This window comes from Nonomuraea sp. WAC 01424, from assembly GCF_003947315.1.
Classification (GTDB): domain Bacteria; phylum Actinomycetota; class Actinomycetes; order Streptosporangiales; family Streptosporangiaceae; genus Nonomuraea; species Nonomuraea spiralis.
This window is the reverse complement of record NZ_QHHZ01000012.1, coordinates 218,183-241,940: the sequence shown is the minus strand read 5'-3', so window position 1 is coordinate 241,940 and position 23,758 is coordinate 218,183. Positions and strand designations below refer to the sequence as shown.

Sequence of the window (23,758 nt, the reverse complement as noted above, 5' to 3'; positions counted from 1 at the left end):
TCCTAACGTCGGCCCTTCGGGGCGACGAGCCTGGTCCCGGACCAGTCGGGTGCGGCTGAGATGCTGCTGGTCTGCGAGAGACCCGCGGTAGCGGCATCCTCCCCGATGTCGCTCGGCTCCACGTGGCCGTCGCGCCCGGCCTTTGGAGTCAGCAGCCAGATCTGGCCGCCTTCGGCGAGTGCTCGCATGGCGTCGCTGAGGGCGTCGAAGAGGTCCCCGTCGTCGTCGCGCCACCACAGCAGCACCACGTCGACGACGTCGTCACTCTCCTCGTCCAGCAGCTCGTTGCCGGTCAGGTCTTCGATGGAGTCGCGAAGCTCGTCGTCGACGTCCTCGTCCCAACCGATCTCCTGCACCACCTGACCCGGCTTGAGGCCGAGTCGTTCGGCCAGGCCGCGCTCGCCCTGCGCCTGACCCGCGGTCGCGCTCACGTTTATCCCTCCTGCTTGAGTGGCCCCGCTCTATGCGGTTTATCGCTTCGGCACAGTCCACACGCTGTGACCCTCAGTCGTCAACGGTCGCCACGGGTACGGCCGTAGTCGGTCAGAATCAATCCGACAAAAACGACAGGCGAACCTGGCGTTGCGTGTTGTCGACGTTGAGGTCGACGAGCGCGACGGACTGCCATGTGCCCAGCGCCATTCTCCCGCCCAGCACGGGGATCGTGGCGTACGGCGGGATCAGCGCGGGCATGACGTGTGACCTGCCGTGACCGCGCGAACCATGAGCATGGCGCCAGCGGTCGTCCGCCGGAAGCAGGTCACGCAGCGCGGCGAGCAGGTCGTCGTCGCTGCCCGACCCTAGCTCCAACAGGGCCACGCCCGCGGTCGCGTGCGGCACGAAAATGTGCAGCAGGCCGTCTTCTCCCTGCGCGCGTACGAAATCGGCGCACTCGGCGGTGATGTCGTGCACGGTCTCACGTGAACCCGTGGCCACGGAGATGATTTCTGATCTCACAGGGAAATTCTACTGAGGTACAACGACGGCATCAGGGCCGGGAAACACCAGCCCGGTGTGGCCGTCGTCGAACCGCACGATGTACGGAGGCCCGCCGTTCACGCCGTGGACCTCGATGATGACGCCGCTCCGCTCCCTTTCGCCAACGGTATTCCCGTGCATCAGGAGCCGGTCTCCTACCGTCGCATTCATACCTTCCACATTGGTACGCCGGAGGGCGGAGGAAAAGACCGGATCGCAAGATCGGCGATTTTTTGCCTCCCCTTCGGAGGGGGAAAATATGATGACCGAAACGTTACGTCCGGCGGGGCGGAGTTTCGGGCTCGGCGGGCCGATGACGGCTTCGTACGGGGTACTCGCCGCTGCTGGTCGCGGGCGGTGTGACCGGGCCGGATGGGCGATCATTCCGATCTGGCCTCATTTTCGGCCAGGACCGTCGTTCGGGGGCGCCAAGGCGGTGTGCGGGGGGCTCGGCCGAAGCGTCTCGACGCCTGAGGCCCCGCACGGACGCCTCCGCGCGGGGCACGGTCTGACGCTTTAGTACGGAACGTTGCGCGTGGAGCTCGGCCCGCTGATCCGTGATCGCGTCGGGCTCCCTGCGGTGCGGTGGCGGGTCGTTGCTCGTGTGGCGCGCCGATGGATGCTGACCACACAGTAATTACGACGGTACATCCGGCGTCGCCGTCAGTTGCAAGGACGACGAGGTCCACGAAGAGCGGCCCCTTGCGCAGGGCCCCACGAACAGCAGGCCGCCTCACCCAAGAGCCAGTTCCTCCAAACGGCCCCGGCATCAGCAAGTCCCTCCCCTCACGGCCAGTCCCGTTCCCATCGACGCCGACAGTCAGCTTTTGCGCGCAGCGAAACCCACCCACAGCAGACCCCACAAGAAGAGAGGGAGCGGTGGCAGTGCTACGCGGGAGTTGCGGGGCGGGAGGCGGACCCGCGGAGTCGCACTTCAGGAGCGGAGGCTAGACTCGCGCGGCGCGGTGCCGTCCCCCCGCTCGGGTGAGGATCTTCCTCCCGCGGGGCAGGGGTTCAGGGCGGAGGCCGACCCGCCGGTACGGCCCCCTAGGATTGGGGTGAAATTTCGTCCGTTTTCTAGTCTTGTTAAATTCCTCCACCGATGTAACCTTTGGTGGCAATTCGTCCTACCATCGGTGGTCTAGGCCACCAACATGGCCCTGCCAGCAGGGACGCTCTGGTTACCGGTCAGTAGAGATGCGTTTTCTACGACTAGCGACCAGGATGGAAGGCGACCCAGACCAGACTTCAGTCATTCTCGGAAGGCGAGACCCAGTGGCTTCCGGACGCCAGCGATTCTCGATCATCAGCGACGGCCTACCCAGCCAGCTGCCTGATGTCGACCCCAGTGAGACCAACGAGTGGCTCGAGTCTCTCGACAATGTCGTCAAGACCGAAGGCCGCACCAGAGCCCGCTACCTCATGCTGCGCATGCTGGAACGGGCCCGCGAGCACCAGGTCGGCGTGCCGGGCCTGCGCAGCACCGACTACATCAACACGATCCCGCCGGAGCGCGAGCCCTGGTTCCCGGGCGACGAGCACGTCGAGCGGCGCATCCGCGCCTACATCCGGTGGAACGCGGCGGTCATGGTGTCGCGGGCCAACGCCCGTACGAACGTCGGCGGCCACATCGCCACCTACGCCTCGGCGGCCTCGCTCTACGAGGTGGGCTTCAACCACTTCTTCCGCGGCAAGGACCACGGCGAGTCGGGCGACCAGGTGTTCTTCCAGGGCCACGCCGCGCCGGGCATCTACGCCCGCGCCTTCCTGGAGGGGCGTCTCAACGAGGCCCAGCTCGACGCGTTCCGGCAGGAGTTGTCGCACGGCTTCCACGGCCTGCCCTCCTACCCGCACCCGCGGCTCATGCCCGACTTCTGGGAATTCCCGACGGTCTCCATGGGTCTCGGCCCGATCGGCGCGATCTACCAGGCGCGGTTCAACCGCTACCTGCTCAACCGCCAGATCAAGGACACCTCGCGCAGCCACGTGTGGGCCTTCCTCGGCGACGGCGAGATGGACGAGCCCGAGTCGCTCGGCGCGATCGGCCTGGCCGCGCGTGAGGAGCTGGACAACCTCACGTTCGTCATCAACTGCAACCTGCAGCGGCTCGACGGCCCGGTACGCGGCAACGGCAAGATCATCCAGGAGCTGGAGTCCTACTTCCGCGGCGCCGGCTGGAACGTGATCAAGGTCGTGTGGGGCCGCGACTGGGACCCGCTGCTCGCGGCCGACGTCGACGGCGTGCTGGTCAACCAGATGAACACGACGCCCGACGGCCAGTACCAGACCTACTCGGTCGAGACCGGCGGTTACATCCGCGACCACTTCTTCGGCGGCGACCCGCGCCTGCGCAAGATGGTCGAGCACCTGTCCGACGACGACATCCGCAAGCTGTCGCGCGGCGGCCACGACTACCGCAAGGTCTACGCGGCCTTCAAGGCGGCCCGTGAGCACGTCGGCCAGCCGACGGTGATCCTCGCCCAGACCATCAAGGGCTGGACCCTGGGCAAGGACTTCGAGGCGCGCAACGCCACCCACCAGATGAAGAAGCTCACGAAGGCCGAGCTGAAGGAGTTCCGCGACCGGCTCTACCTGCCGATCCCGGACTCCGCGCTGGAGGGCGAGCTGCCCCCGTACTTCCACCCGGGCGAGAACGACCCGGAGATCCAGTACATGAAGGAGCGGCGCGCGGCGCTCGGTGGCGTGCTGCCCAAGCGGGTCATGCGCGCCAAGCCGGTCAAGCTGCCCGGCGACGACGTCTACAGCCAGTTCGGCAAGGGGTCGGGCAAGCAGCAGGTCGCCACGACCATGGCGTTCGTACGGCTGCTGAAGGACCTCATGCGCGACAAGGAGATCGGCCACCGGTTCGTGCCGATCATCCCCGACGAGGCCCGTACGTTCGGTCTCGACGCCATGTTCCCGACGGCCAAGATCTACTCGCCCCACGGGCAGACGTACGAGGCGGTCGACAGGGAGCTGCTGCTGTCGTACAAGGAGGCCGTGCAGGGGCAGATCCTGCACGAGGGCATCAGCGAGTCGGGCTCGATGGCCTCGACCATCGCGGCCGGCACCGCCTACGCCACGCACGGCGAGCACATGATCCCGATCTACATCTTCTACTCGATGTTCGGGTGGCAGCGCACCGGCGACCAGATGTGGCAGATGGGCGACCAGATGGGCCGCGGCTTCCTGCTCGGCGCCACGGCCGGCCGCACCACGCTCAACGGCGAGGGCCTGCAGCACGAGGACGGCCACACGCCGCTCATCGCCTCGACGAACCCGGCCGCGGTCTCCTACGACCCGTCCTGGGCCTTCGAGGTCGCCCACATCGTCAAGGACGGCCTGCGCCGCATGTACGGCGAGCAGCCCGAGGACGTCTTCTACTACCTGACCGTCTACAACGAGCCCTACCTGCAGCCCGCGCAGCCGGCCGATCTCGACGTCGAGGGCCTGCTCAAGGGCCTGTACAAGTTCGCCGAGGCGCCGCAGACGCAGGGTCCGAAGGCCAACATCCTGGTCTCCGGCGTGGCGGGTCCCTGGGCCATGGAGGCCCAGCGGCTGCTGGCCGAGGAGTGGGGCGTGTCGGCCGACGTGTGGTCGGCGACGTCGTGGACCGAGCTGCGGCGCGAGGCGCTGGCGTGCGAGGAGTACAACCTGCTCAACCCCGACGCCGAGCAGCGCGTCCCGTACGTGACGCAGGCGCTCTCGCAGGCCAGCGGGCCGTTCGTGGGCGTCAGCGACTACATGAAGGCGGTCCAGGACCAGATCTCGCAGTGGGTGCCGGGTGACTGGTCCTCGCTGGGCACCGACGGGTTCGGCCTGTCCGACACCCGTTCGGCGCTGCGTCGCCACTTCCACGTGGACGCCGCCTCGATCACGCTGGCCGTGCTCACCCGCCTGGTCAAGCGGGGCGAGCTCGACGGCGAGGGGCTGCGCGAGGCCATCGCCCGCTACCACCTGAAGAACGGCGTCACCGAAGCCGGCGGCGCGGAGAGCAACGACACCCAGTCGATGGGCGTCTGAGTCATCCGGAGACGGCGCTCCCGCGAATTGTTCTCGCGGGAGCACCGTCATGTCCGGCCCTCCGCTCCGTTTGATGGTTGAGGCGGCACGTTCAGGAGGGGTACGTGCCGCCTCACCCAGGTTTGCTGCCAGGTCCCGTATCGTGGGCACTGCTTCCCCCGGAGACACGAAGGGGAATGTTCGTATGCGACGCGTCCTAGCGGCCGCCCTGCTCGTGACGACCACGGGCTGCGCGAGTGCACCCGCCGAGCCCGCCACCGACGGTCCCGTGGCCGAGACCGACAAGATCTCGTGGGGGCCGTGCACCGACATCAAACGTCCGGACGGCGAGCCGCCGGCCCAGCAGGACGCCTCGGTGCGCTGCGGGAAACTGGCGGTGCCGCTCGACTACGCCCGCCCTGACGGCGAGAAGCTGGAGCTGGCGCTCATCAAGCTGGCGGCCACCGATCCGAAGAAGCGGCTCGGCTCGATGGTGTTCAACTTCGGCGGGCCGGGCGCCTCCGGTGTGGACACCCTCGACCAGGCCGCCAAGGCGCTCACCAGCCTGCGCGCCCACTACGACCTGGTCAGCTTCGACCCGCGCGGCGTCGAGCGCAGCTCGGGCGTACGGTGCGGCGACAGCGCGGAGATGGACAGGTTCGTCAGCCTGGACACGCTGCCCTCCAACGCGCAGACGCACCAGGAGAGCGTCGACGCAAACAAGGAGTTCGCCCGGCTCTGCCAGGAGAACTCCGGCAAGATCCTTCCCTACGTCGGCACCGTGAACGCCGCCCGCGACATGGACCGCATCCGCGCCGCGGTGGGCGACCCCAAGCTCAACTACGTCGGCATGTCGTACGGCACCCAGCTCGGCGCCGTCTACGCCACCGAGTTCCCCAAGAACGTCGGTCGCATGCTGCTCGACGCGCCCCTCGACCCGACGGTCACCTTCGAGCAGCGCACGCTGACCCAAACCCGCGGCTTCCAGAAGGCGTACGAGAGTTTCCTGCGCAGTTGCGTCAAGGGCGGCTGCGAGGTCGGCAAGGACGTGACCACCGCGAACGCCAACGTCGAGAACCTGATGAACGAGCTCGCCGCCAAGCCGCTGCAGGTGGACGGCCGGAAGCTCACCCAGGGCCTGGCCTCCACCGGCGTGGCCGCCGCCCTGTACTCGGAGCTGACCTGGCCGTTCCTGGAGAAGGCACTCGGACAGGCGCTGAAGGGGCAGGGCGACGCGCTGATGTACCTGGCCGACTCCTACACCGGCCGCGCCGAGGACGGCACCTACTCCACCCAGATGACCAGCTTCCCGGCCATCACCTGCGTGGACACCGCCGAGCGGCCCAGCGAGGCCGAGCTGCGGCGTACCGAGGCGGCGGCGCTGAAGATCTCGCCGCTGTTCGGCAGCGAGGGTTCGGGCGGGTTGTGCCGGGTGTGGCCGGCCAAGGGCAGCAACCAGGCGCGGCACGTCAACGCCACCGGGTCGGCGCCGATCGTGGTCGTGGGCGGCCGGGGCGACCCCGCCACGCCGTACCAGTGGGCGCCGCGGCTGACGGCCCAGCTCAGGACCGCGCGGCTGGTGACGTACGAGGGCGAGGGGCACGGGGCGTACCTGTCGGGCAGCAAGTGCGTGCAGGAGCTCGTGGACGCGTATCTGGTGCAGGGCACGCTGCCGAGCAAGGGCGCGACCTGTCCGGCGGCCTAGTGTGTGACGGGTGACAGACAACGACACCTTCATCCCCAGGATCGAGGAAGAGGCGGCGCGGCTGGCGGCGCTGGCCACCGACCTGTCCGTCCCGCTGCCCACGTGCCCGGGATGGACGTTCGGCGAGCTCGTCACGCACGTCGGCCGGACGCATCGCTGGGCCACGCACGTGCTGCGCGACCAGGTGCAAGAGCGCATCTGGTCGCGTCAGGTGCCCAGCGGGCTGGCCGAGGGCCAGAACGGCGACGCCGCCTGGCTCATGGCGGGCGCCGCCGACCTGCTGGACGTGCTGCGCACCACCGACCCCGCCCTTGAGGTCTGGACCTGGGGGCCGGACCGGCGGGCCGGGTGGTGGCCGCCCAGGATGCTCTTCGAGCTGGTGATACACCGGGCCGACGCGGAGCTGGCGCTCGGCCTCGACCCGGTGATCCCGGCTGCCACCGCCGTGGACGGCATCGACGAGTTCCTGCACAACCTGCCGTACGCCACCTGGATGGCCTCGTCGCTGGCGGAGCTCGGCGCGGAAGGGGCCACGATCCACCTTCACGCGAGCGACGTCGACGGCGAGTGGACGATCACGCAGGGCCCCGCCGGGGCGGTCACCTGCGAGCGCGGCCACACCAAGGGCGACGCCGCCGTACGCGGCCCGGCGAGCGAACTGCTCCTCCTGCTGTACGGCCGGCGCCCCCTCGAGTCGGCGGCCGTCTTCGGCGACCGCGACCTGCTGACCCGCTGGCTGGCCGCCGCCGCCTTCTGAAACCCCCTCGCACGGGGACGAACGGGCCCTGGACGCGCCGCCGCTCGGCGATCGGCGGCGTGTCCAGGGCGGGTGAACCACTCCCGGAACGAACCCGTCGCGCGGCCCCGGTTGGGCGGGGAAGGTGCTTCCCCGGGGGCGCGATCGCGGGAACGGGAGCCGGCGGCCTCGGCCGCCGGGCGGCTCACCTGCGGCGGAAGATCCCGAAAAGGCTCCCTGAGACGTCACGCAGGTAGGCGAAGTCGGTGCCGGCGTCTTCGCCGATCATCTTCATGACCACCTTTCCGCCGAGCGACTCGCTCTTGGCGCACGACGCCTCCACGTCGGCCACCTGCACGTGGAACACCGCGTGGGCGGGGAGGTCGCCCTTGGTGTTGAACAGCCCGCCACCGGACTGCCCGCCCGGGTAGTTGATCAGCCGGTAGTCGAGCGGGCCGTCGCCGCCCTTGTCGAACGACCAACCGAACAGCTCGCCGTAGAAGCGCTCGGCGCCTTCGGGGTCGTCGGTCGCGACCTCGAACCAGGTCACCGTGTTGTCCATCGTCGTCTCCTCGTCTTTCGAACAAGACAACGATGTATCGCTTTGGCGACAACCCTATGTCGGTGTTTTCGCATCTTCAGTCGAGCAGGGTTCCGTGGACGACCATCTCTGGCACGTCGGGGGCGAAGCCTTCGAGCGGCCGGTCGGGGCAGCGCTCCATGGTGACGACGGCCGCGGCGGCGCGGTCGAGCCGGAAGACGCGTACGTCCTCCCGCAGGCGGCACCACGCCACGAGGTACCAGAAGCCGCCGCGCCCGCCCAGGAACACCCCTGGCTCGACGTCGCGCGAGGTGAGCGCGCCCTTGGCGTCGGCGTAGTCGAGCCTGAGCACGCGCCGCCGCAGCAGCGCCTCCTCGATGGCGCGGGAGATGCCCTCGGCCCCGAGCGGCCGCGCCTGCGGGCCGGGCTCGGACGGCGGGCTGACGAGCTGCACCCGCCGCGCCAGCTCCCTGGCCAGGTCGCCCTCGCGCCCCGGCATGGCCGAGACCACCTTGTGTAAGGCGCTGCGGGCCTGGCGGCCGAACGGCTGGTCGCCGGCCTGGCTCAGCGCCACCGCGATGGCCACCGCCTCGGCCGGGGTGAAGTTGAGCGGGGGCAACGACATCTTCTTGTCGAGGGCGTAGCCGCCCCTGCGACCGGGCTCGGCGTAGATCGGCACCCCGGACTCCTGCAACGCGGTGATGTCGCGCTCGATGGTGCGCACGCTGACCTCGAACCGCCCGGCGAGCTCGCGGGCGGAACGGCAGCGTGGCGAGATGGCGCGCAGGTCCTCGACGAGCGCATAGAGCCGGTCGGTACGGTTCACAGCCGGAACGCTACGCGCCGCCACCGACAATCGCCGGGCCCGCGCGGCCCGCGCCACCCCGGCCTAACCGGGCCGACACCCAGGTCTCACGCCACAGTCCACTCCAGCAGCCGTTCCAGGGGCCAGGTGTTGACGACGCGCTCGGCCTCGATCCCGCAGCGGGCCGCCCGTTCGCAGCCGAAACGCTGCCAGTCGAGCTGGCCGGGCGCGTGCGCGTCGGAGTCGATCGAGAACACGCACCCCATCTCGTACGCCAGCCGCATCAGCCGCTTGGGCGGGTCGAGCCGGTCGGGACGGGAGTTGATCTCCACGGCCACGCCGAACCGCCGGCACGCCTCGAAGACCAGCTCCGCCTCGAACTCCGACTCGGGCCGCTTGACCCCGCGCTCGCCCCCGCCCTGCACGACCCGCCCGGTGCAGTGGCCGAGCACGTCGACCAGGGGGTTGGCGACGGCGGTGACCATGCGGCGGGTCATGTCCTCGCGGCCCATGCGCAGCTTGGAGTGAACGCTCGCCACGACCACGTCGAGCCGTTCCAGCAGCGCCGGGTCCTGGTCGAGCGAGCCGTCGAGGTTCACGTCGACCTCGATGCCGGTCAGGATCCGGAACGGCGCCAGCCGCTCGTTGAGCCCGGCCACCACGTCGAGCTGCCGCTCCAGCCGCTCGGCCGACAGCCCCTTGGCCACGGTCAGCCGCGGCGAGTGGTCGGTCAGCGCCCAGTACTCGTGCCCGAGCCCCACGGCGGCCTCGGCCATCTCCTCGATCGGCGAGCCGCCGTCGGACCAGTCGGAGTGGCTGTGCAGGTCGCCCTTCAGCGCCTCGCGCAGGGCCGCGGTCTCCGCGTCGAGCTCGACGCCCTCGGTGGCGCGCAACCTACGCAAATATGTAGGAACCTGGCCGTCGAGTGCTTCGTTGATCACGAGGGCGGTGACCTTGCCGATGCCGGGAAGGTCGCCCAGCCCGCCGGTGCCGGCCAGCCGTGCCAGCTCGCCTTCCGGCAGGTCGTCCACGACCGCGGCCGCGCGGCGGAACGCGCGGACCCGGTAGGTGGGCTCACCTGCGCGTTCGAGCAGGAAGGCGATCTCGCGCAGGGCCTGGACCGGTTGCATGAGTCATTCATACCCGAGCGGACGACCACCGGCATTGAACGGGGACGAGCCCGACCTATAGGCTGATCGGCCCAGGAAAGCAGGAGCTAGATGGCACACCCGCCGCACAAGCCGGCCGCACCGCCGCCGCCGCCGCGCAAGGCGTCCAAGGTCGTAACTCTGACCGTTCTCGGGGTCCTTTCGGTGATGCTGGTGGGCTACTGCGCCGCCACGTCCGACGACGACGACGTCACCGCCGACTGCGTGATACGGCTCGACGACGGCACGTACGAGGTCGTCGACGACGACTACTGCGACGACGACGGCGGCAGCGGCGGGTCCCACTACTACGCGGGCTCCCGTGGCGCGTACATGTGGTACTACGGCGGCACCCGGGTCGGCAACCGGATGCAGGGCGGCACCACGCTCCGGCCGTCCGACGTGACCATCTCCAGCCGCAACGGCAAGTCGATCCAGCGCGGCGGTTTCGGCAACAGCTGGGGCGGCGGGAGCTGACGTGCGCCGCGAGCATGGCGATCCCCGTCCGGGCTGGGAGAAGACGATCGAGGGCCAGGGCCTGGCCTACCACCGGGCGGCCCACCCCGAGGGCCTGAGCAGGCCCTACTGGGACGAGTCGGTCCACTACGTCCTGTCCATGGAGGAGGTGGAGTCGCTGGAGGAGCAGGTCGAGGAGCTGCATGCGATGTGCCTGCACGCCGTCGAGCACGTCGTCTCGACCGGCCGCTACGCCGACTTCGCCGTACCCGAGTGGGCCAGGGACGAGGTGGCGCGCTCGTGGGAGCGCCGCGACCCCCACCTCTACGGCCGCTTCGACCTGCGCTACGACGGCACGGGCCCGGCCCGGCTGCTGGAGTACAACGCCGACACGCCGACGTCGCTGCTGGAGTCGTCGGTGATCCAATGGTTCTGGCTCCAGGACACCCACCCTGGCGACGACCAGTGGAACTCCATCCACGAACGCCTCATCGAGCGCTGGCGCGAGCTGCGCCTGCCGCCCGGCCCCACGCACTTCGCCTTCACCAACGCCGACGAGACGGGCGAGGAGGCCATGACGGTCGCCTACCTCCAGGAGACGGCCGAGCTGGCGGGCCGTACGACGGTGGCCGTGGCCATGGAGGACATCGGCTGGGACGACCTCAACCGCCGTTTCGTCGACGCCGGGAACCAGATGATCCGCTCGGCGTTCAAGCTCTATCCCTGGGAGTGGATGCTGGCCGACGACTTCGGCCGCCACGCGGTGCGTCACTCCACCTGGATCGAGCCGCTGTGGAAGACGCTGCTGTCGAACAAGGCGCTGCTCGCCGTGTTGTGGGAGCTATACCCCGGCCACCCCAACTTGCTGCCCGCCTACCTCGACGGGCCGCGCGAGCTGACCTCCTACATCGCCAAGCCGCTGCTCGGCAGGGAGGGCGCGTCGATGCGCATCGTCACCCCCGAGGGCACCCAGGAGACCCCGGGCCGCTACGGCCGGGAAGGCTACGTGTTCCAGGGTTTCGAGGCCCTGCCCGCGTTCGAGGGCCAGCGGCCGGTGCTCGGCGCCTGGATGGTCGCCGACGAGGCCGCCGGGCTCGGCATCAGGGAGACCACCGGCCTGATCACCGACGACACTTCCTCTTTCGTTCCGCATCGCATAGCGGGCTGAAGCCCCCCTTGATTGGAAATGACGTGACTCTTCTCGAAGTCCTGGCCCGCGGCGCGGGCGCCATCGCCGCCTACGCGGCCGTCGGCGTGGTCCTGCTGATCATCGGCTTCTACGTGATCGACTGGGCCACGCCCGGCAAGCTGAGCGAGATCATCCGTACCGAGCGCAACGCCAACGCCACGCTGCTCACCACGTCCGCGCTGGCCGCGATCGGGCTCATCGTGGCCGCCTCCATCTGGTCCTCCGGCGGCCGGCTGGCCGAAGGGCTCGCGGGCACGGCCGTGTTCGGCCTGGTCGGCATCGTGGTGCAGACCGTGGCGATGCTGGTGTTCGACAAGGTCGTGGGCATCTCCGTACGTGAGCTGGTGAAGGAGCCCGAGCTCCAGCCGGGCGCGCGCCTGCTCGCGGTGACCCACGTGGCGATCGGCCTGATCACGGCGGTTGCGGTCATCTGAAACACCACCGTTCCGGTCATCGGAACCGACCTGGCACTCTAGGAGGCGTGACAGACCGGACCCGGGAGGACACGACGCGCAGGCTCGAGCGCGCGATGGGCGCGCTCGGCACGGCGGCGATGGCACGCATGGACGACCAGCTCCCCTGGTTCCGCGCGCTCAGCGCCGAGGACCGCTCGTGGGTGGGCCTGGTGGCCCAGGCCGGCATCGCCGCGTTCGTGGAGTGGTTCCAGCACGCCGGCGAGAACCGGCCCACGCCCAGCATCGAGTTCTTCGGCACGGCCCCGCGCGAGCTCAAACGCTCGATCTCGCTCCAGCAGACCGTCGACATCGTCAGGATCGTGGTCGAGGTGGTCGAGGCCCAGACCGACGAGCTGGCCGCGCCGGGCGGCGAGGACCAGCTCCAGCAGGCCATGCTGCGCTACACCCGCGACGTGGCCTTCGCCGCCGCCCACGTCTACGCCCGCGAGGCCGAGGCCCGCGGCTCCTGGGACGCCAGGCTGGAGGCGCTGATCGTCGACGCGCTCGTCCGCGGCGAGGTCGACGACGGGCTCCACTCCTGGGCCGCGGCCCTCGGCTGGACCTCCTCCCCCGTCGTCGTGATCGCCGGGCACGCCCCCGACGACGACCCGCGCGCGGTCATCGACGGCCTGCGCGAGAAGGGCCGCCGCATCGGCATGGACCTGCTGGCCGGGGTGCAGGCCGACCGGCTGATCGTGATCGTGGGCGGGGCCGACAGCGTGCACGACGCGGCCCGGCAGGTCGTGGCCCGCTTCGGCGTCGGCCCGATCGTCATCGGCCCCGAGGTGCCCGACCTGCACGCCGCCGCACGCTCGGCGCGGGCCGCGCTGGCCGGGCTGAAGGCGTCGGCGGGCTGGCCGGACGCCCCCAGGCCGGTGCACGCCGAGGACCTGCTGGCCGAACGCGCGCTCGACGGCGACGCCGACGCCAGGGAACAACTCATCGAGAACGTCTACCTTCCTTTGGCGGGCACCCCCCTGCTCGATACGCTGGCCACCTACCTCGAACAGGGCACCTCCCTGGAGGCGACGGCCCGGCTGCTGTTCGTACACCCGAACACGGTCCGCTACCGTCTGAAGAAGATCACCGAACTCACGGGCTACCAGCCCACCGAGGGCAGGTCGGCCTTCACGCTTCAGGTCGGCCTCATTCTGGGCAGGCTTTCCGAGGGTGCCGCGACCTGGCGGGCTCTAACGTAACATTCCCGAAATCTTCACTGTAGGGTTCCTACAAATCACCCCGGACAAAGTTCGTACGGATCTCCATCCGCGTGTCGAAGTTCTACAGGGCATGGTGGTTTTTGTGCTTGTACTCGTCGCTCCGGGCCAAGGCGCCCAAACTCCAGGCTTCCTGACCCCGTGGCTCGAGCTGCCCGGTCTGGCCGACAGACTCGGCGCGTGGTCGGAGGTCGCGGGGATCGACCTGGTCGCCTAAGGCACGACCGCCGACGCCGACGAGATCCGCGACACGGCCGTCGCCCAGCCGCTGCTCGTGGCCGCGGCACTGGCCGCCGCCGAGGCGCTGGGGGCCGTGCCCGACGTGCTGGCCGGCCACAGCGTGGGCGAGTTCGCCGCGGCCGCGCTGGCCGGGGTGCTCACCCACGAGCAGGCGCTCGGCCTGGTCCGGGCGCGTGCCCAGGCCATGGCCAAGGCCGCCGCCGTCACCGAGACCGGCATGACCGCCGTGCTCGGCGGCGTGGAGGAGGACGTACTGGCCGCGATCGAGCGCCACGGACTGACCCCGGCCAACATCAACGGCGCCGGCCAGATCGTGGCGGGCGGCACACTGGAGCAGCTCGCCGCCTTCAAGGACGACGCGCCCGCCCGCGCCAGGCTCATCCCGCTCAAGGTGGCCGGAGCGTTCCACACCAGCCACATGGCGACCGCCGTCGACGCCCTGAGCGAGGCGGCCTGGGACGTCGTGCCCGGCGACCCGCGGGTCACGCTGCTGTCCAACGCCGACGGGCGGCCCGCCGCCTCCGGCGCCGAGTTCGTCCAGCGGCTCATCTCGCAGATCAGCAGCCCGGTCCGCTGGGACCTGTGCATGGCGACGATGGCCGAGCTGGGCGTGACCAGGATGATCGAACTGCTGCCCGGCGGCACGCTGACGGGGCTCGCCAAGCGCGGCCTGCGCGGCGTCGAGACCGTGGCGCTGAAGACCCCAGACGACCTCGACGCGGCCAGGGAGCTGATCAAGTGAGGATCCCCGACATCGCCCCCGGCGCCCGGATTCTGGCCCTCGGCCACTACCAGCCGGACAACGTCGTCACCAACGACGACCTGGCCAAGAACATGGAGACCAACGACGAGTGGATCCAGTCGCGCGTCGGCATCAAGGAGCGTCGCGTCGCCTCGGCCGGTGAGTCCGTCGAGGACATGGCCGTCCAGGCCGGCGGCAAGGCGCTGGCCGCCAGCGGGCTGACCCCCGACGAGGTCGATCTCGTGATCGTGGCCACGTGCACGCTGGAGACCCAGATCCCCAACGCCGCGGCGGTCGTGGCCCACCGGCTGGGCATCAAGTCCCCCGGCGCGTTCGACGTCAACGCCGCCTGCGCCGGCTTCTGCTACGCGCTCGCCACGGCCAGCGCCGCCGTACGCGGGGGCGCAGCCAGGAACGTGCTGGTCATCGGCTCGGAGAAGCTGTCGCAGTGGGTCGACTGGACCGACCGGTCCACGGCCGTGATCTTCGCCGACGGCGCCGGCGCCGCGGTGGTCGGCCCGACGGAGACGCCCGGCATCGGTCCCGTGGTCTGGGGCAGCTCCGGCGACAGGTCCGAGGCCATCTCCATCGCCGACCGGACGAAGTTCCTCTTCCAGGAGGGCCAGACGGTCTTCCGCTGGGCCACCACCGCGCTGCACCCGGTGGCCCTGGAGGCGTGCGCCCGCGCCGGGGTCGACCCCTCGGAGCTGTCGGCGTTCGTTCCCCACCAGGCCAACCTCCGGATCATCGAGGCCATCGCGCGCAAGCTCGGGGCCGACAAGGCCGTCGTCGCCCGCGACATCGTCACCGCGGGCAACACCTCGGCGGCCTCCATCCCGCTCGCGCTCTCGCGGATGCTGGAGCGCGGCGAGGTCCGCTCAGGCGACCTCGCGCTCATCCTCGGCTTCGGCGCCGGTCTGACGTATGCGGGCCAAGTGATCGAGATTCCGTAGGATCCGGTACGGCGTCCGCCGTACCTGTCAGAGCTCGTACGGCGCAAGCCGTACAGAATCCAGAAAAATCAGAAGGAGAACTAGCGACATGGCTGCCACCGAGCAGGAGATCCTCGCGGGCCTCGGCAAGATCATCAACGAGATCACCGGCATTCCGGCCGGCGAGGTGACCCCGGAGAAGAGCTTCGTCGACGACCTCGACATCGACTCGCTGTCCATGGTCGAGATCGCCGTGGCCGCTCAGGACGAGTTCGGCGTCGAGATCCCCGACGACCAGCTCAAGAACCTGAAGACGGTCAAGGACGTGCTCAACTTCATCCAGGCCTGACGAACAACCATTTCTGACCAGTAAGGAGCGCGAAAACGTGAGTGCGAACCGGGTACGTGTCGTCGTCACCGGGCTTGGCGCGACGACGCCCGTCGGTGGAGACGTCACCTCGACCTGGACGGCGCTCCTCGCCGGTCAGTCGGGTGTGGAGACCCTCACCACGGAGTGGATCGACTCCGTCCCCGTGCGTTTCGCGGGGACGGCGGCGGTCGACCCCACCGAGGTGCTGCCCCGCCCGGAGTCCCGCCGGCTCGACCGCAGTGAGCAGTTCGCCCTGGTCGCCGCCAGGGAGGCCTGGCAGGACGCCGGCGCCCCCGAAGTCGCCCCTGAGCGGCTCGGCGTCGTCGTCTCCAGCGGCATCGGCGGGATCACCACCACCCTGACCGCCTACGACACGTGGAAGGAGCGCGGCTGGAACCGGCTGTCGCCCTTCACCGTGCCGATGCTCATGCCCAACGGCCCCGCCGCCTGGATCGGCATCGACCTGGGCGCCCAGGCCGGCGTGCACGCCACCGTCTCCGCCTGCGCCTCCGGCGCCGAGGCGATCGGCTACGCCATGGACATGATCCGGCTCGGCCGTGCCGACGTGGTGGTCGCGGGCGGCACCGACGCCGCCATCCACGGCCTCAACATCGCGGCCTTCGCCGCCGCGCGGGCGATGTCCACCCGCAACGACGACCCGCAGGGCGCCTCCCGGCCGTGGGACCGCGACCGTGACGGGTTCGTGCTCGGCGAGGGCGCCGGCATCGTGGTGCTGGAGTCCGAGGAGCACGCCAAGGCGCGCGGCGCGCGCATCTACGCCTACGCCGCCGGTGTCGGCTACTCGGCCGACGCCCACCACATCACGCAGCCCGAGCCCGAGGGCCGCGGCATCATCATGGCGATGACGCAGGCGCTGACCGACGCCGAGGTCACCGGCCTCGACGTCAAGCACGTCAACGCGCACTCCACGTCCACCCCGGCGGGCGACGTCGGCGAGGTGCAGGCCGTGGCCAAGGCCATCGGCACCCACCCGCTGGTCACCTCGACCAAGTCCATGACCGGTCACCTGCTCGGCGGCGCCGGCGGCATCGAGTCCGTCTTCACGATCAAGGCGTTGCAGGAGCGGATCGTCCCGGCCACCATCAACCTCGACAACCTCGACGACGGCATCGAGGTCGACATCGTCCACGGCGCGAACCGTCCGCTGCCGCAGGGCGACATCGCCGCGGTCAACAACTCCTTCGGGTTCGGCGGCCACAACGTGACCGTCGTCTTCAAGGGCGCTTGATGACCGTACTGGACAACCGGGCGGTGGGCGGCGGCTCCGACCAGGAGTCCGCCGATCCCCGCGATCCGGTCGTCCGGCTGGCCGCGCTGCTCGACGAGGGCTCGGCACGGTTCATCACCCCGCAGGACAAGAGCGGCGTCCTGGCCGCCATGGGTCGCGTCGAGGGCGTGCCCGTCGTCGCCTTCTGCAGCGACGCCCGCTTCCAGGGCGGCGCGATGGGCAGCGAGGGTTGCGAGCACATCGTGCACGCCTACGACGTCGCCGTCCGCGAACGGGTGCCGGTCATCGGGATCTGGCACTCCGGCGGTGCGCGACTCGCCGAAGGCGTCGAGTCGCTGCACGCCGTCGGGCGGGTGTTCGCGGCCATGACCAAGGCGTCCGGCCTCGTGCCGCAGATCTCGGTGGTCGTCGGCCCGGCGGCCGGCGGCGCCGCCTACGGTCCCGCGCTCACCGACCTGGTGATCCTGGCCGACACCGGCCGCATCTTCGTGACCGGCCCCGACGTCGTGCGCAGCGTCACCGGCGAGAACGTCGACAGCGAGGCGCTGGGCGGCCCCGAGCCCCACAGCAGGCGCAGCGGCGTGGTGCACGTCGTCACCAAGTCCGAGGCCGAGGCGTACCTCAAGGCGCGCCGGCTCGCCACGCTGCTCGGCCACCAGGGCCGGGTGCGTACCGGCGAGGTGGAGGAGGCCGACTTCTCCTCCTTCCTGCCCGAGTCCGCGCGCCGGGCCTACGACGTCAAGCCTCTGGTCAACGGCCTGCTCGACGAGGCCGGTGTCGAACTGCACGCCAAATGGGCGCCGAACATCGTCACGTCGCTGGGCCGCCTCGGCGGCCGGACGGTCGGTGTGGTCGCCAACAACCCGTTGCGGCTGGGCGGCTGCCTCGACGCCACGTCCGCCGAGAAAGCCGCCCGCTTCGTACGTATGTGTGACGCTTTCGGAGTGCCTTTGGTTGTCCTCGTGGACGTACCGGGTTACCTGCCGGGCGTCGGACAGGAGCACGACGGCGTGGTCCGCCGCGGGGCCAAGCTGCTGCACGCCTTCGCCGAGGCGTCGGTGCCCCGGGTCACGCTGGTCACACGCAAGGCGTACGGCGGGGCGTACGTCGCCATGAACTCGCGGGCGCTGGGCGCGACCAGGGTGTTCGCCTGGCCGACCACCGAGATCGCGGTCATGGGGGCCGTGGCGGCGGTGCGCGTGCTCAAGCGGCGCGAGCTCGCGGCGGCCTCCGAGGAGGAACGGCCGGCGCTGGAACAGCGGCTCGCCGCCGAGCACGAGAAGCTCGCCGGCGGCCTGGCACGGGCCCAGGAGCTGGGCGTCATCGACGAGGTGATCCAGCCGGCGGCCACCCGTGGGGCGATCGCCAAGGTGCTCGCCCAGGCCACCCCGGCCCGGGGCGCCCACGGCAACATCCCGCTCTGACCCGGCAATTCCCCAGCTTCAAGAACGAAAGGCCCCGCACCGACACCCGGCGCGGGGCCTTTCCGCATGATGGAGGCCGTGTTGCCGCCCGTTCGCTGCCCGGAGGCCGGGAGGCCCGGCAGGCGCTCAGCGGGAGGTGGGGCGAGGTCGGACGGCGAGGTCAGACGGCGGCGTGCAGCCAGCGGACGGGCGCGCCGTCCCCGGCGTACCTGAAGGGCTCCAGCTCTTCGTCCCACGGCCGCCCGAGCAGCTTGTCGAGCTCGTCCTCCAGCACGCACCGCCCCTGGCCGGCCATCATCATGGCGGCGCGCAGCCGGTCTTCGGGGATCATGATGTCCCCGGCCACGCCGATGACCGCCGTGAACGCGCCCAGTGTCGGCGTGTAGGCGTGCCGGGAACCGTCGATGCCCGGCGAGGGATCCTCGGTGATCTCGAATCTGAGGCGCTGCCAGCCCATGAGCGAAGAGGCGATGGCCGCCGCGATGCCGGCGCGGCCCTCCCACTCCGCCTGCGCGCGCACGACGTTCGGCGCGGCTGGTTGCGGTGTCCACGTCAGATCAACGGGCACGCCGAGAACACCCGCGACTGCCCATTCGATGTGAGGGCACAGCGCGGGCTGAGCCGAGTGGACGTAAAGGACGCCACGAGCAGACACCGGACCTCCCGTTTCGGTACGAGGTGCGCCTTCCCCAACGGCCTCGCCCCGGGATGATCACAAGTGACTAGGGAGAGACTACCGTCGGTCGCCATCGGACACCAGAGGGGGGCCATACCAAGTTGGTGCGGGCGTGTCACGTGACAGGTGTTGCGGACGGGGAAACTACCCGCTCATGGACATGCAATCTGTCGGCGAGGCGTTCATCCGGCCAGGTCAGGTGCTGGCCGATCGGGGCGCGGTGTCGGCCGCCGCGCGCTGGACGCAGGCGGTCTCCGAGGCCGACGGTGTCACCGTCCTGCATCTGTCGTCCGGCGTCGATCCGTGTGAGATCACGGCCGAGTTGCGCGACCGGGGATTCCGTGCCTCCCCCAATCACGTGCTCACCGGTCAGCCGCTGTTCTTCGGCGGTCCGGCCTCGCGGCCGTTCCCCGTGCCGCCGGTGCCGTTCAGGCCGGGGCGGGCGCGGTCCGACGTGGTCGTGGCCCTGCTCGACACCGGCGTGGCCAAGCATCCGTGGTGGTCGGGCGGCGACTGGTACCCCCGGCTCGGCCCCGAGGGTGCCGACGCCGCGCAGGGGGCGCAGGCCGGGCACGGCACGTTCATCGCGGGTCTGCTGGCCCGTACCGCGCCGGGCGTCAGGCTGCGGGTCCGCCGGGTGCTCGACGGCGACGGCCTGGGCGACGAGGCGACCGTGGTACGCGCGCTCCACCGCATGCGCGACGACCCGCCGCACGTGCTCAACCTCTCCTTCGGCTGCCACTCCTTCGACGACCGGCCGCCGCCCCTGCTGGCCGACGCCATCGGCGCGCTGAGGGACACGGTGACGGTCGCCTGCGCCGGCAACACCGCCTCCGACCGGCCGTTCTGGCCCGCCGCCCTGCCGTGCGCGGTGGGTGTGGCGGCCCTCGACGCCGCCCAGGAGCGCCGGGCGCCCTTCTCGGGATACGGCACGTGGGTCGACGCCTGCGCCCGCGGCGACTGGCTGACCAGCAGTTTCCTGGACACGGGCGAGTTCGGTGGCTACGCCGCGTGGAGCGGCACGTCGTTCGCCGCCGCCCTGGTGTCGGGGGCCGTCGCCGACGCGGCCCGGCGCGAACCGGCCAAGGAGGCCGTCGATCGTGTGCTGGACCCCCGGCAGTCCCGGCAAATTCCGGATCTGGGAGTTCTCGTTCCGGCGAGTCTGTAGAGTTTACGCTCAGTCCTCAGTCAATCACGAGGAGGCAGGATGACCTCCCCGTTCGGGACGAAAGGAGGCCGCATGAGCGACTTGCGCGATCCGGCGGAGCTGCTCCACGACGCGGCCGACGGCGACCGATCCGCCTGGCACGAGCTGGAGTCCAGGTTCGGCCCGCGCATGTGGGCGCTGGCCCGGTCGTGCGGGCTGGGCGAGGCCGACGACGGCGACGCCGTCCAGGGCGCCTGGCTGCGGCTGCTCCAGCACATGCACGACATCCGCGATCCGTCGCGGGTGGGCGGCTGGCTGATGACGACCACCCGCCGTGAGGCGCTCCTCCTGCTGCGTAAGGAGCCGTCGGGCCTGCTCGTCGGCGCCCCGGAGGGAAGGCCCACCTTCGGGGCCGTCGAGGAGCCCGATCCCGCGTCCGCCGTGCTGGAGGCCGACGGCAGGCGCCTGCTGTGGAAGTCGGTGTCCGCCCTTCAGGAACCCTGCCGCACTCTGCTGCAGCTGGTCGCGACGGATCTCGGAAACCAGCAGATGGCGATGCGGCTCGGGATGCCCGTGGGCAGCGTGGGGCCGACCAGGGCCCGCTGCCTGGAGAAACTGCGCACTCTGCTCTCACTACAGGAGACAGCGCAATGATCAACGACGAGTACTTCCTGGCCGCCCTGCGGCTGGCCGCCGGAATGGATCCGATGCCCGGTCACGTGTCGGCCGCCGCGCGTGACGTCTACGGGCTGCGGGTTCCGCAGGCGGTGACGGCCAACCCGGCCGAGCACGCCGGGGGCCGTCCGGCCCGCAGCGGCGCCGCCGCCCGCGACGACGGCTCCCATCTGGTGCGGTTCGTCACCGACGGTCTCACCTTCGACCTGGAGGTGACCGTGGGCGACGGGCTGATCGACGTGGCCGGGCAGATCTTCCCCGATCCAGGGGAGGACACCGTCATCGACGTACGCACCCCTCATCTGACGCTCACCCGTGGAGTCGGCCGGAACGGCCGGTTCGCGGCCACCGGGTTGCCTCCTGGGTGGCTGAGCGTCGTGTGCCACCGTCCTGGTCATGCGCCCGTACAGACGAGGTGGGTGCGCATCCGGCCGTGAGGCCCCAACCGAAGCACCCGTCCGCGCCGAACACCGTCGCTCCCCCGTCCCCGTCGGTCACCCCCCCATGAGTGTCAGTTCACCTCCATCAGAATCAGCAGACGACTTCGGTCCGCTCGTAGAGGCGGCCGAGGCGGCCGTTCTGCGTGCCCACATCGACCCCGAGCAGGCCCTCTACGCCGGCCGCACGGTCCTGGCCGCGGCTCTCCGCGCCGGATCGGCGGAGGCCGAGGTGATCGCGCTGCGGGCCATGGCCCTGGCCTCCCGTGAGCTGGGCGACCTGCTCAGCGCCGAACACTGCCTGCGGCAGGCCATCGGCACCCCGGGCGCACCGGCCGAGCGCCGGGCCCAGGCTCGGCTGTCGCTGGTCACCGTACGCACCGAGCGCGGGCATCCGCTCCAGGCCCTGCGCGTGGCCGCCCTGGCGTGGGCCTATCTGTCCCCGCTCGACCGCGCCAAGCTCGACACGCAGCGTGCGGTCGCCCTGGCCCACCTGGGCCGCCACCAGGAGGCCATCGCCGCCTGCGACCGCTCGCTGCGGGCCCTCGTGGCCGCGCCGGGCACCGTCGACGACCGCCGTTTCCTGGCCGGCGGCCTGCTCAACCGGGGTCTCATCCACGCCTACCGGGGCGACTGGGACGCCGCCATGCGTGACATCTCGGCCTGCCTGGAGATCGCCCGGCACGCCGGTCTGCGTCACCTGGCCCGGTTGTCGGCCGCCAACCTGCCGTTCCTCTCGGTGCGGCGCGGCGACGTCGCGGGCGCGTTCGAGCATTACCGGGAGGCCGAGGACACCCTGTTCGGCTTCCCCGAGCGGCTGGCCACCATGCGGGCCGACTTCGCCGGCGCGCTGCTGGCCGCGCACCTGCCGGGCGAGGCCAGGGCGATGCTGAGCCTGGCCGTGCCCGATCTGGAGTCCTCAGGCGCGCGGGTGGCGCTGGCCGAGGCGCGGTTGAAGCTGGCCCAGGTCGAGCTGCTCACCGGCGACCCCCACCGGGCGCGGCAGGTGGCCGAGCAGGCGGCGGCCGAGCTGGCCGAGCAGGAGCGGCTGTCGTGGCTGCCGCTGGCCAACGAGGTCGTCCTGCGTGCCCGGCTGGCGCTCGGGCCGGTCACGCCCGAGCTGATCACCGACCTGATCACCTGCGCCGACGAGCTGGAGGACGTCTCCTCGCACGTGGTCGCCGCCGCGGCGCTGCGCCTGGCCGCGGCGGAGGCGGCGCTGGCCGTCGACGACCATCCGGTGGCCTCGGCCCAGCTCCGCAGGCTCACCAGGCACGCCGAGCCGGCCGAGCGCTGGATGCCCGCCGGCACCCGCCTGACCCCGCTGGCGCCCGAACCGCAGGCGATGCAGCTCGCGCAGGTGCCGGTGACCGTACGCCAGCATGCCCTGGCCCTGGAGGCGGCGCTGCGGGAGGACGTGAGCGGCGCGCTGCGGGCGGTGCGTGACGGGCTGGCCGAGGTGAGCGAGCAGGTGGAGGCGTTCGAGGATCCGGCGCTGCGGGCCCACGCCGCCCGGTCGGGAGAGCGGCTGGCCGCCTTCGGGCTGGGGCTGGCGGTGCGCGACGGGTGCGCGGGCGAGGTGTTCGAGTGGGCCGAGCGGTGGCGGGCGGTGGCGGCGCCGGCGCACGCGTGCGGTCTGGTGGAGGCCGATCAGGTGCGGGCGGCGCTGGACGGCGCGGCGCTGGTCGAGTTCGTGACCGATGAGGAGACGTTGCTGGCAGTGCTGATCAGCGGCGACCGGGTGCTCCTGCGGCGGCTGGGCGGCGTGCGGCAGGTGCGCGAGTCCGTCGTGGGGCTGCGTCACGCCCTGCGCCAGTGGGGTGCGGGGCTCGACGTCGCCCGTCCCGCCCAGGCGCTTCCCGAGCTGAACGCCGCCGGCGCGGAGCTGGAGCGGCTGGTGCTCGGGCCGCTCAGGGCCGAGCTGGGTGACCGGCCGCTGGTGGTGGTGCCGGTGGGGCCCCTGCACACGCTGCCGTGGGGCGCGCTGCCGGGGCTGCGTGAGCGTCCCGTCAGCGTGGCGTCCAGCGCTGCGGCGTGGGTGGAGGCCCGGCGGCGGGCCCGCGCGCGCGAGGGCGCCCCTGCGGTACGCGCCGCTGCCGGTCCGGCGCTGGCCCACGCGCGGGAGGAGGTGGCCCGTGTGCTGGCCTGCCATCCGGGTGCCCGGGAGGTGACCGGCCGCCGCGACGACGTGCTGGCGGCGCTGGGCGAGGCCGACGTCCTCCACCTGGCCGCGCACGGCTCCTTCCACGCCCGCAGTCCGCTGCTGTCCGGCATCACCCTCGACGACGGGCAGCTCATGGCCTACGACCTGCTGGGGCTGCACCGGGCGCCGGAGCTGGTGGTGTTGTCGTCGTGCAACTCGGGCATGGCCCGTACGCCGGCGGAGGGCGCGCCGCTGGGGCTGCCCGGCACGTTCCTGGCGCGCGGGAGCACGTGTGTGGTGGCGGGGATGGTGCCCATCGGGGACGAGGCGGCGATGGCCATGATGAGCGCCTTCCACGAGCTGGCCGCCGCCGGGCAGGCGCCGGACGCGGCCCTGGCGTGCGCGTCGGCCAAGACCGGGCTGCTGGGGTTCGTCTGCTTCGGGGCCGGCGACCGGCCCCTCTACCCGGCCGGCTGACACCCGGCCGGGTG

Annotated in this window: 23 protein-coding genes; 16 read left to right on the top strand and 7 right to left on the bottom strand. The window is 71.1% G+C overall.

What is annotated here, in order from left to right:
- Window positions 1–2: 2 nt before the first annotated feature.
- The 3 genes from DMB42_RS31770 to DMB42_RS31760 all read right to left on the bottom strand — a co-directional run bounded on the left by DMB42_RS31770 (window position 3) and on the right by DMB42_RS31760 (window position 1,149).
- Entirely contained in the window at window positions 3–431 is a 429-nt protein-coding gene (locus DMB42_RS31770) for a DUF3052 domain-containing protein (RefSeq protein WP_125639907.1), read from the bottom strand.
- A gap of 118 nt (window positions 432–549) precedes the next feature.
- Window positions 550–957, bottom strand: coding sequence for a secondary thiamine-phosphate synthase enzyme YjbQ (locus tag DMB42_RS31765; protein ID WP_125639904.1), 408 nt, complete (start codon window positions 955–957; stop codon window positions 550–552).
- A gap of 9 nt (window positions 958–966) precedes the next feature.
- Window positions 967–1,149, bottom strand: a complete 183-nt coding sequence (locus tag DMB42_RS31760; protein ID WP_125639901.1) for a DUF1918 domain-containing protein — start codon at window positions 1,147–1,149, stop codon at window positions 967–969.
- Between the two features lie 1,104 nt (window positions 1,150–2,253).
- Here DMB42_RS31760 and aceE point away from each other — a divergent pair.
- The 3 genes from aceE to DMB42_RS31745 all read left to right on the top strand — a co-directional run bounded on the left by aceE (window position 2,254) and on the right by DMB42_RS31745 (window position 7,442).
- A complete protein-coding gene (gene aceE, locus DMB42_RS31755; RefSeq protein ID WP_125639898.1) occupies window positions 2,254–5,001 on the top strand; it encodes a pyruvate dehydrogenase (acetyl-transferring), homodimeric type in 2,748 nt (915 codons plus the stop codon).
- A gap of 184 nt (window positions 5,002–5,185) precedes the next feature.
- Window positions 5,186–6,685 carry an alpha/beta hydrolase gene (locus DMB42_RS31750; protein ID WP_125639895.1) on the top strand — a complete coding sequence of 500 codons (1,500 nt, stop codon included), beginning with the start codon at window positions 5,186–5,188 and terminating at the stop codon, window positions 6,683–6,685.
- A gap of 10 nt (window positions 6,686–6,695) precedes the next feature.
- Window positions 6,696–7,442, top strand: coding sequence for a maleylpyruvate isomerase family mycothiol-dependent enzyme (locus tag DMB42_RS31745; protein WP_125639892.1), 747 nt, complete (start codon window positions 6,696–6,698; stop codon window positions 7,440–7,442).
- A 184-nt stretch (window positions 7,443–7,626) separates the two neighbouring features.
- Here DMB42_RS31745 and DMB42_RS31740 read toward each other — a convergent pair whose 3' ends face one another.
- The 3 genes from DMB42_RS31740 to DMB42_RS31730 all read right to left on the bottom strand — a co-directional run bounded on the left by DMB42_RS31740 (window position 7,627) and on the right by DMB42_RS31730 (window position 9,897).
- Window positions 7,627–7,983, bottom strand: a complete 357-nt coding sequence (locus DMB42_RS31740) for a VOC family protein (protein WP_125639889.1) — start codon at window positions 7,981–7,983, stop codon at window positions 7,627–7,629.
- A 76-nt stretch (window positions 7,984–8,059) separates the two neighbouring features.
- Window positions 8,060–8,788, bottom strand: a complete 729-nt coding sequence (locus tag DMB42_RS31735) for a YafY family protein (protein ID WP_125639886.1) — start codon at window positions 8,786–8,788, stop codon at window positions 8,060–8,062.
- Window positions 8,789–8,874: 86 nt separating this feature from the next.
- Window positions 8,875–9,897, bottom strand: a complete 1,023-nt coding sequence (locus tag DMB42_RS31730) for a PHP domain-containing protein (RefSeq protein WP_125639883.1) — start codon at window positions 9,895–9,897, stop codon at window positions 8,875–8,877.
- Window positions 9,898–9,987: 90 nt separating this feature from the next.
- Here DMB42_RS31730 and DMB42_RS31725 point away from each other — a divergent pair, with 90 nt between their 5' ends.
- From DMB42_RS31725 to DMB42_RS31685, 9 genes are all read left to right on the top strand, one after another.
- Window positions 9,988–10,392, top strand: coding sequence for a hypothetical protein (locus DMB42_RS31725; RefSeq protein WP_125639881.1), 405 nt, complete (start codon window positions 9,988–9,990; stop codon window positions 10,390–10,392).
- 1 nt (window position 10,393) lies between these two features.
- A complete protein-coding gene (locus DMB42_RS31720) occupies window positions 10,394–11,539 on the top strand; it encodes a glutathionylspermidine synthase family protein (RefSeq protein ID WP_125639878.1) in 1,146 nt (381 codons plus the stop codon).
- 23 nt (window positions 11,540–11,562) lie between these two features.
- The gene (locus DMB42_RS31715; protein WP_125639875.1) at window positions 11,563–11,994 is read left to right on the top strand and encodes a DUF350 domain-containing protein; all 432 of its coding nucleotides are present in this window, start codon (window positions 11,563–11,565) and stop codon (window positions 11,992–11,994) included.
- Between the two features lie 95 nt (window positions 11,995–12,089).
- A complete protein-coding gene (locus DMB42_RS31710) occupies window positions 12,090–13,214 on the top strand; it encodes a CdaR family transcriptional regulator (protein WP_125640279.1) in 1,125 nt (374 codons plus the stop codon).
- Between the two features lie 259 nt (window positions 13,215–13,473).
- Window positions 13,474–14,214, top strand: a complete 741-nt coding sequence (locus tag DMB42_RS31705) for an ACP S-malonyltransferase (RefSeq protein ID WP_260478074.1) — start codon at window positions 13,474–13,476, stop codon at window positions 14,212–14,214.
- Window positions 14,211–15,167: a beta-ketoacyl-ACP synthase III gene (locus DMB42_RS31700; RefSeq protein ID WP_125639872.1), complete on the top strand. Its 957-nt coding sequence runs from the start codon at window positions 14,211–14,213 to the stop codon at window positions 15,165–15,167. The genes DMB42_RS31705 and DMB42_RS31700 overlap by 4 nt, the downstream gene beginning before the upstream one ends.
- Before the next feature lie 88 nt (window positions 15,168–15,255).
- Window positions 15,256–15,495, top strand: a complete 240-nt coding sequence (locus DMB42_RS31695; RefSeq protein ID WP_125639869.1) for an acyl carrier protein — start codon at window positions 15,256–15,258, stop codon at window positions 15,493–15,495.
- A gap of 37 nt (window positions 15,496–15,532) precedes the next feature.
- Complete coding sequence (gene fabF, locus DMB42_RS31690; RefSeq protein ID WP_125639867.1) at window positions 15,533–16,765, top strand: beta-ketoacyl-ACP synthase II; 1,233 nt, start codon at window positions 15,533–15,535, stop codon at window positions 16,763–16,765.
- Window positions 16,765–18,189 (top strand): acyl-CoA carboxylase subunit beta, encoded by a 1,425-nt coding sequence (locus DMB42_RS31685; RefSeq protein WP_125639864.1) that lies wholly within the window; start codon window positions 16,765–16,767, stop codon window positions 18,187–18,189. The genes fabF and DMB42_RS31685 overlap by 1 nt, the downstream gene beginning before the upstream one ends.
- A 160-nt stretch (window positions 18,190–18,349) precedes the next feature.
- Here the strand turns inward: DMB42_RS31685 and DMB42_RS31680 are convergent, their stop codons facing one another.
- Complete coding sequence (locus DMB42_RS31680; protein ID WP_125639861.1) at window positions 18,350–18,844, bottom strand: DUF3145 domain-containing protein; 495 nt, start codon at window positions 18,842–18,844, stop codon at window positions 18,350–18,352.
- A 175-nt stretch (window positions 18,845–19,019) separates the two neighbouring features.
- Here DMB42_RS31680 and DMB42_RS31675 point away from each other — a divergent pair, with 175 nt between their 5' ends.
- From DMB42_RS31675 to DMB42_RS31660, 4 genes are all read left to right on the top strand, one after another.
- Window positions 19,020–20,033, top strand: coding sequence for a S8/S53 family peptidase (locus tag DMB42_RS31675; RefSeq protein WP_125639858.1), 1,014 nt, complete (start codon window positions 19,020–19,022; stop codon window positions 20,031–20,033).
- Between the two features lie 72 nt (window positions 20,034–20,105).
- Entirely contained in the window at window positions 20,106–20,666 is a 561-nt protein-coding gene (locus DMB42_RS31670; protein WP_125639855.1) for an RNA polymerase sigma factor, read from the top strand.
- Entirely contained in the window at window positions 20,663–21,124 is a 462-nt protein-coding gene (locus tag DMB42_RS31665; protein WP_125639852.1) for a hypothetical protein, read from the top strand. Before DMB42_RS31670 ends, DMB42_RS31665 begins: the two co-directional genes overlap by 4 nt.
- Before the next feature lie 67 nt (window positions 21,125–21,191).
- Complete coding sequence (locus DMB42_RS31660) at window positions 21,192–23,744, top strand: CHAT domain-containing protein (RefSeq protein WP_125639849.1); 2,553 nt, start codon at window positions 21,192–21,194, stop codon at window positions 23,742–23,744.
- Window positions 23,745–23,758 lie beyond the last annotated feature (14 nt).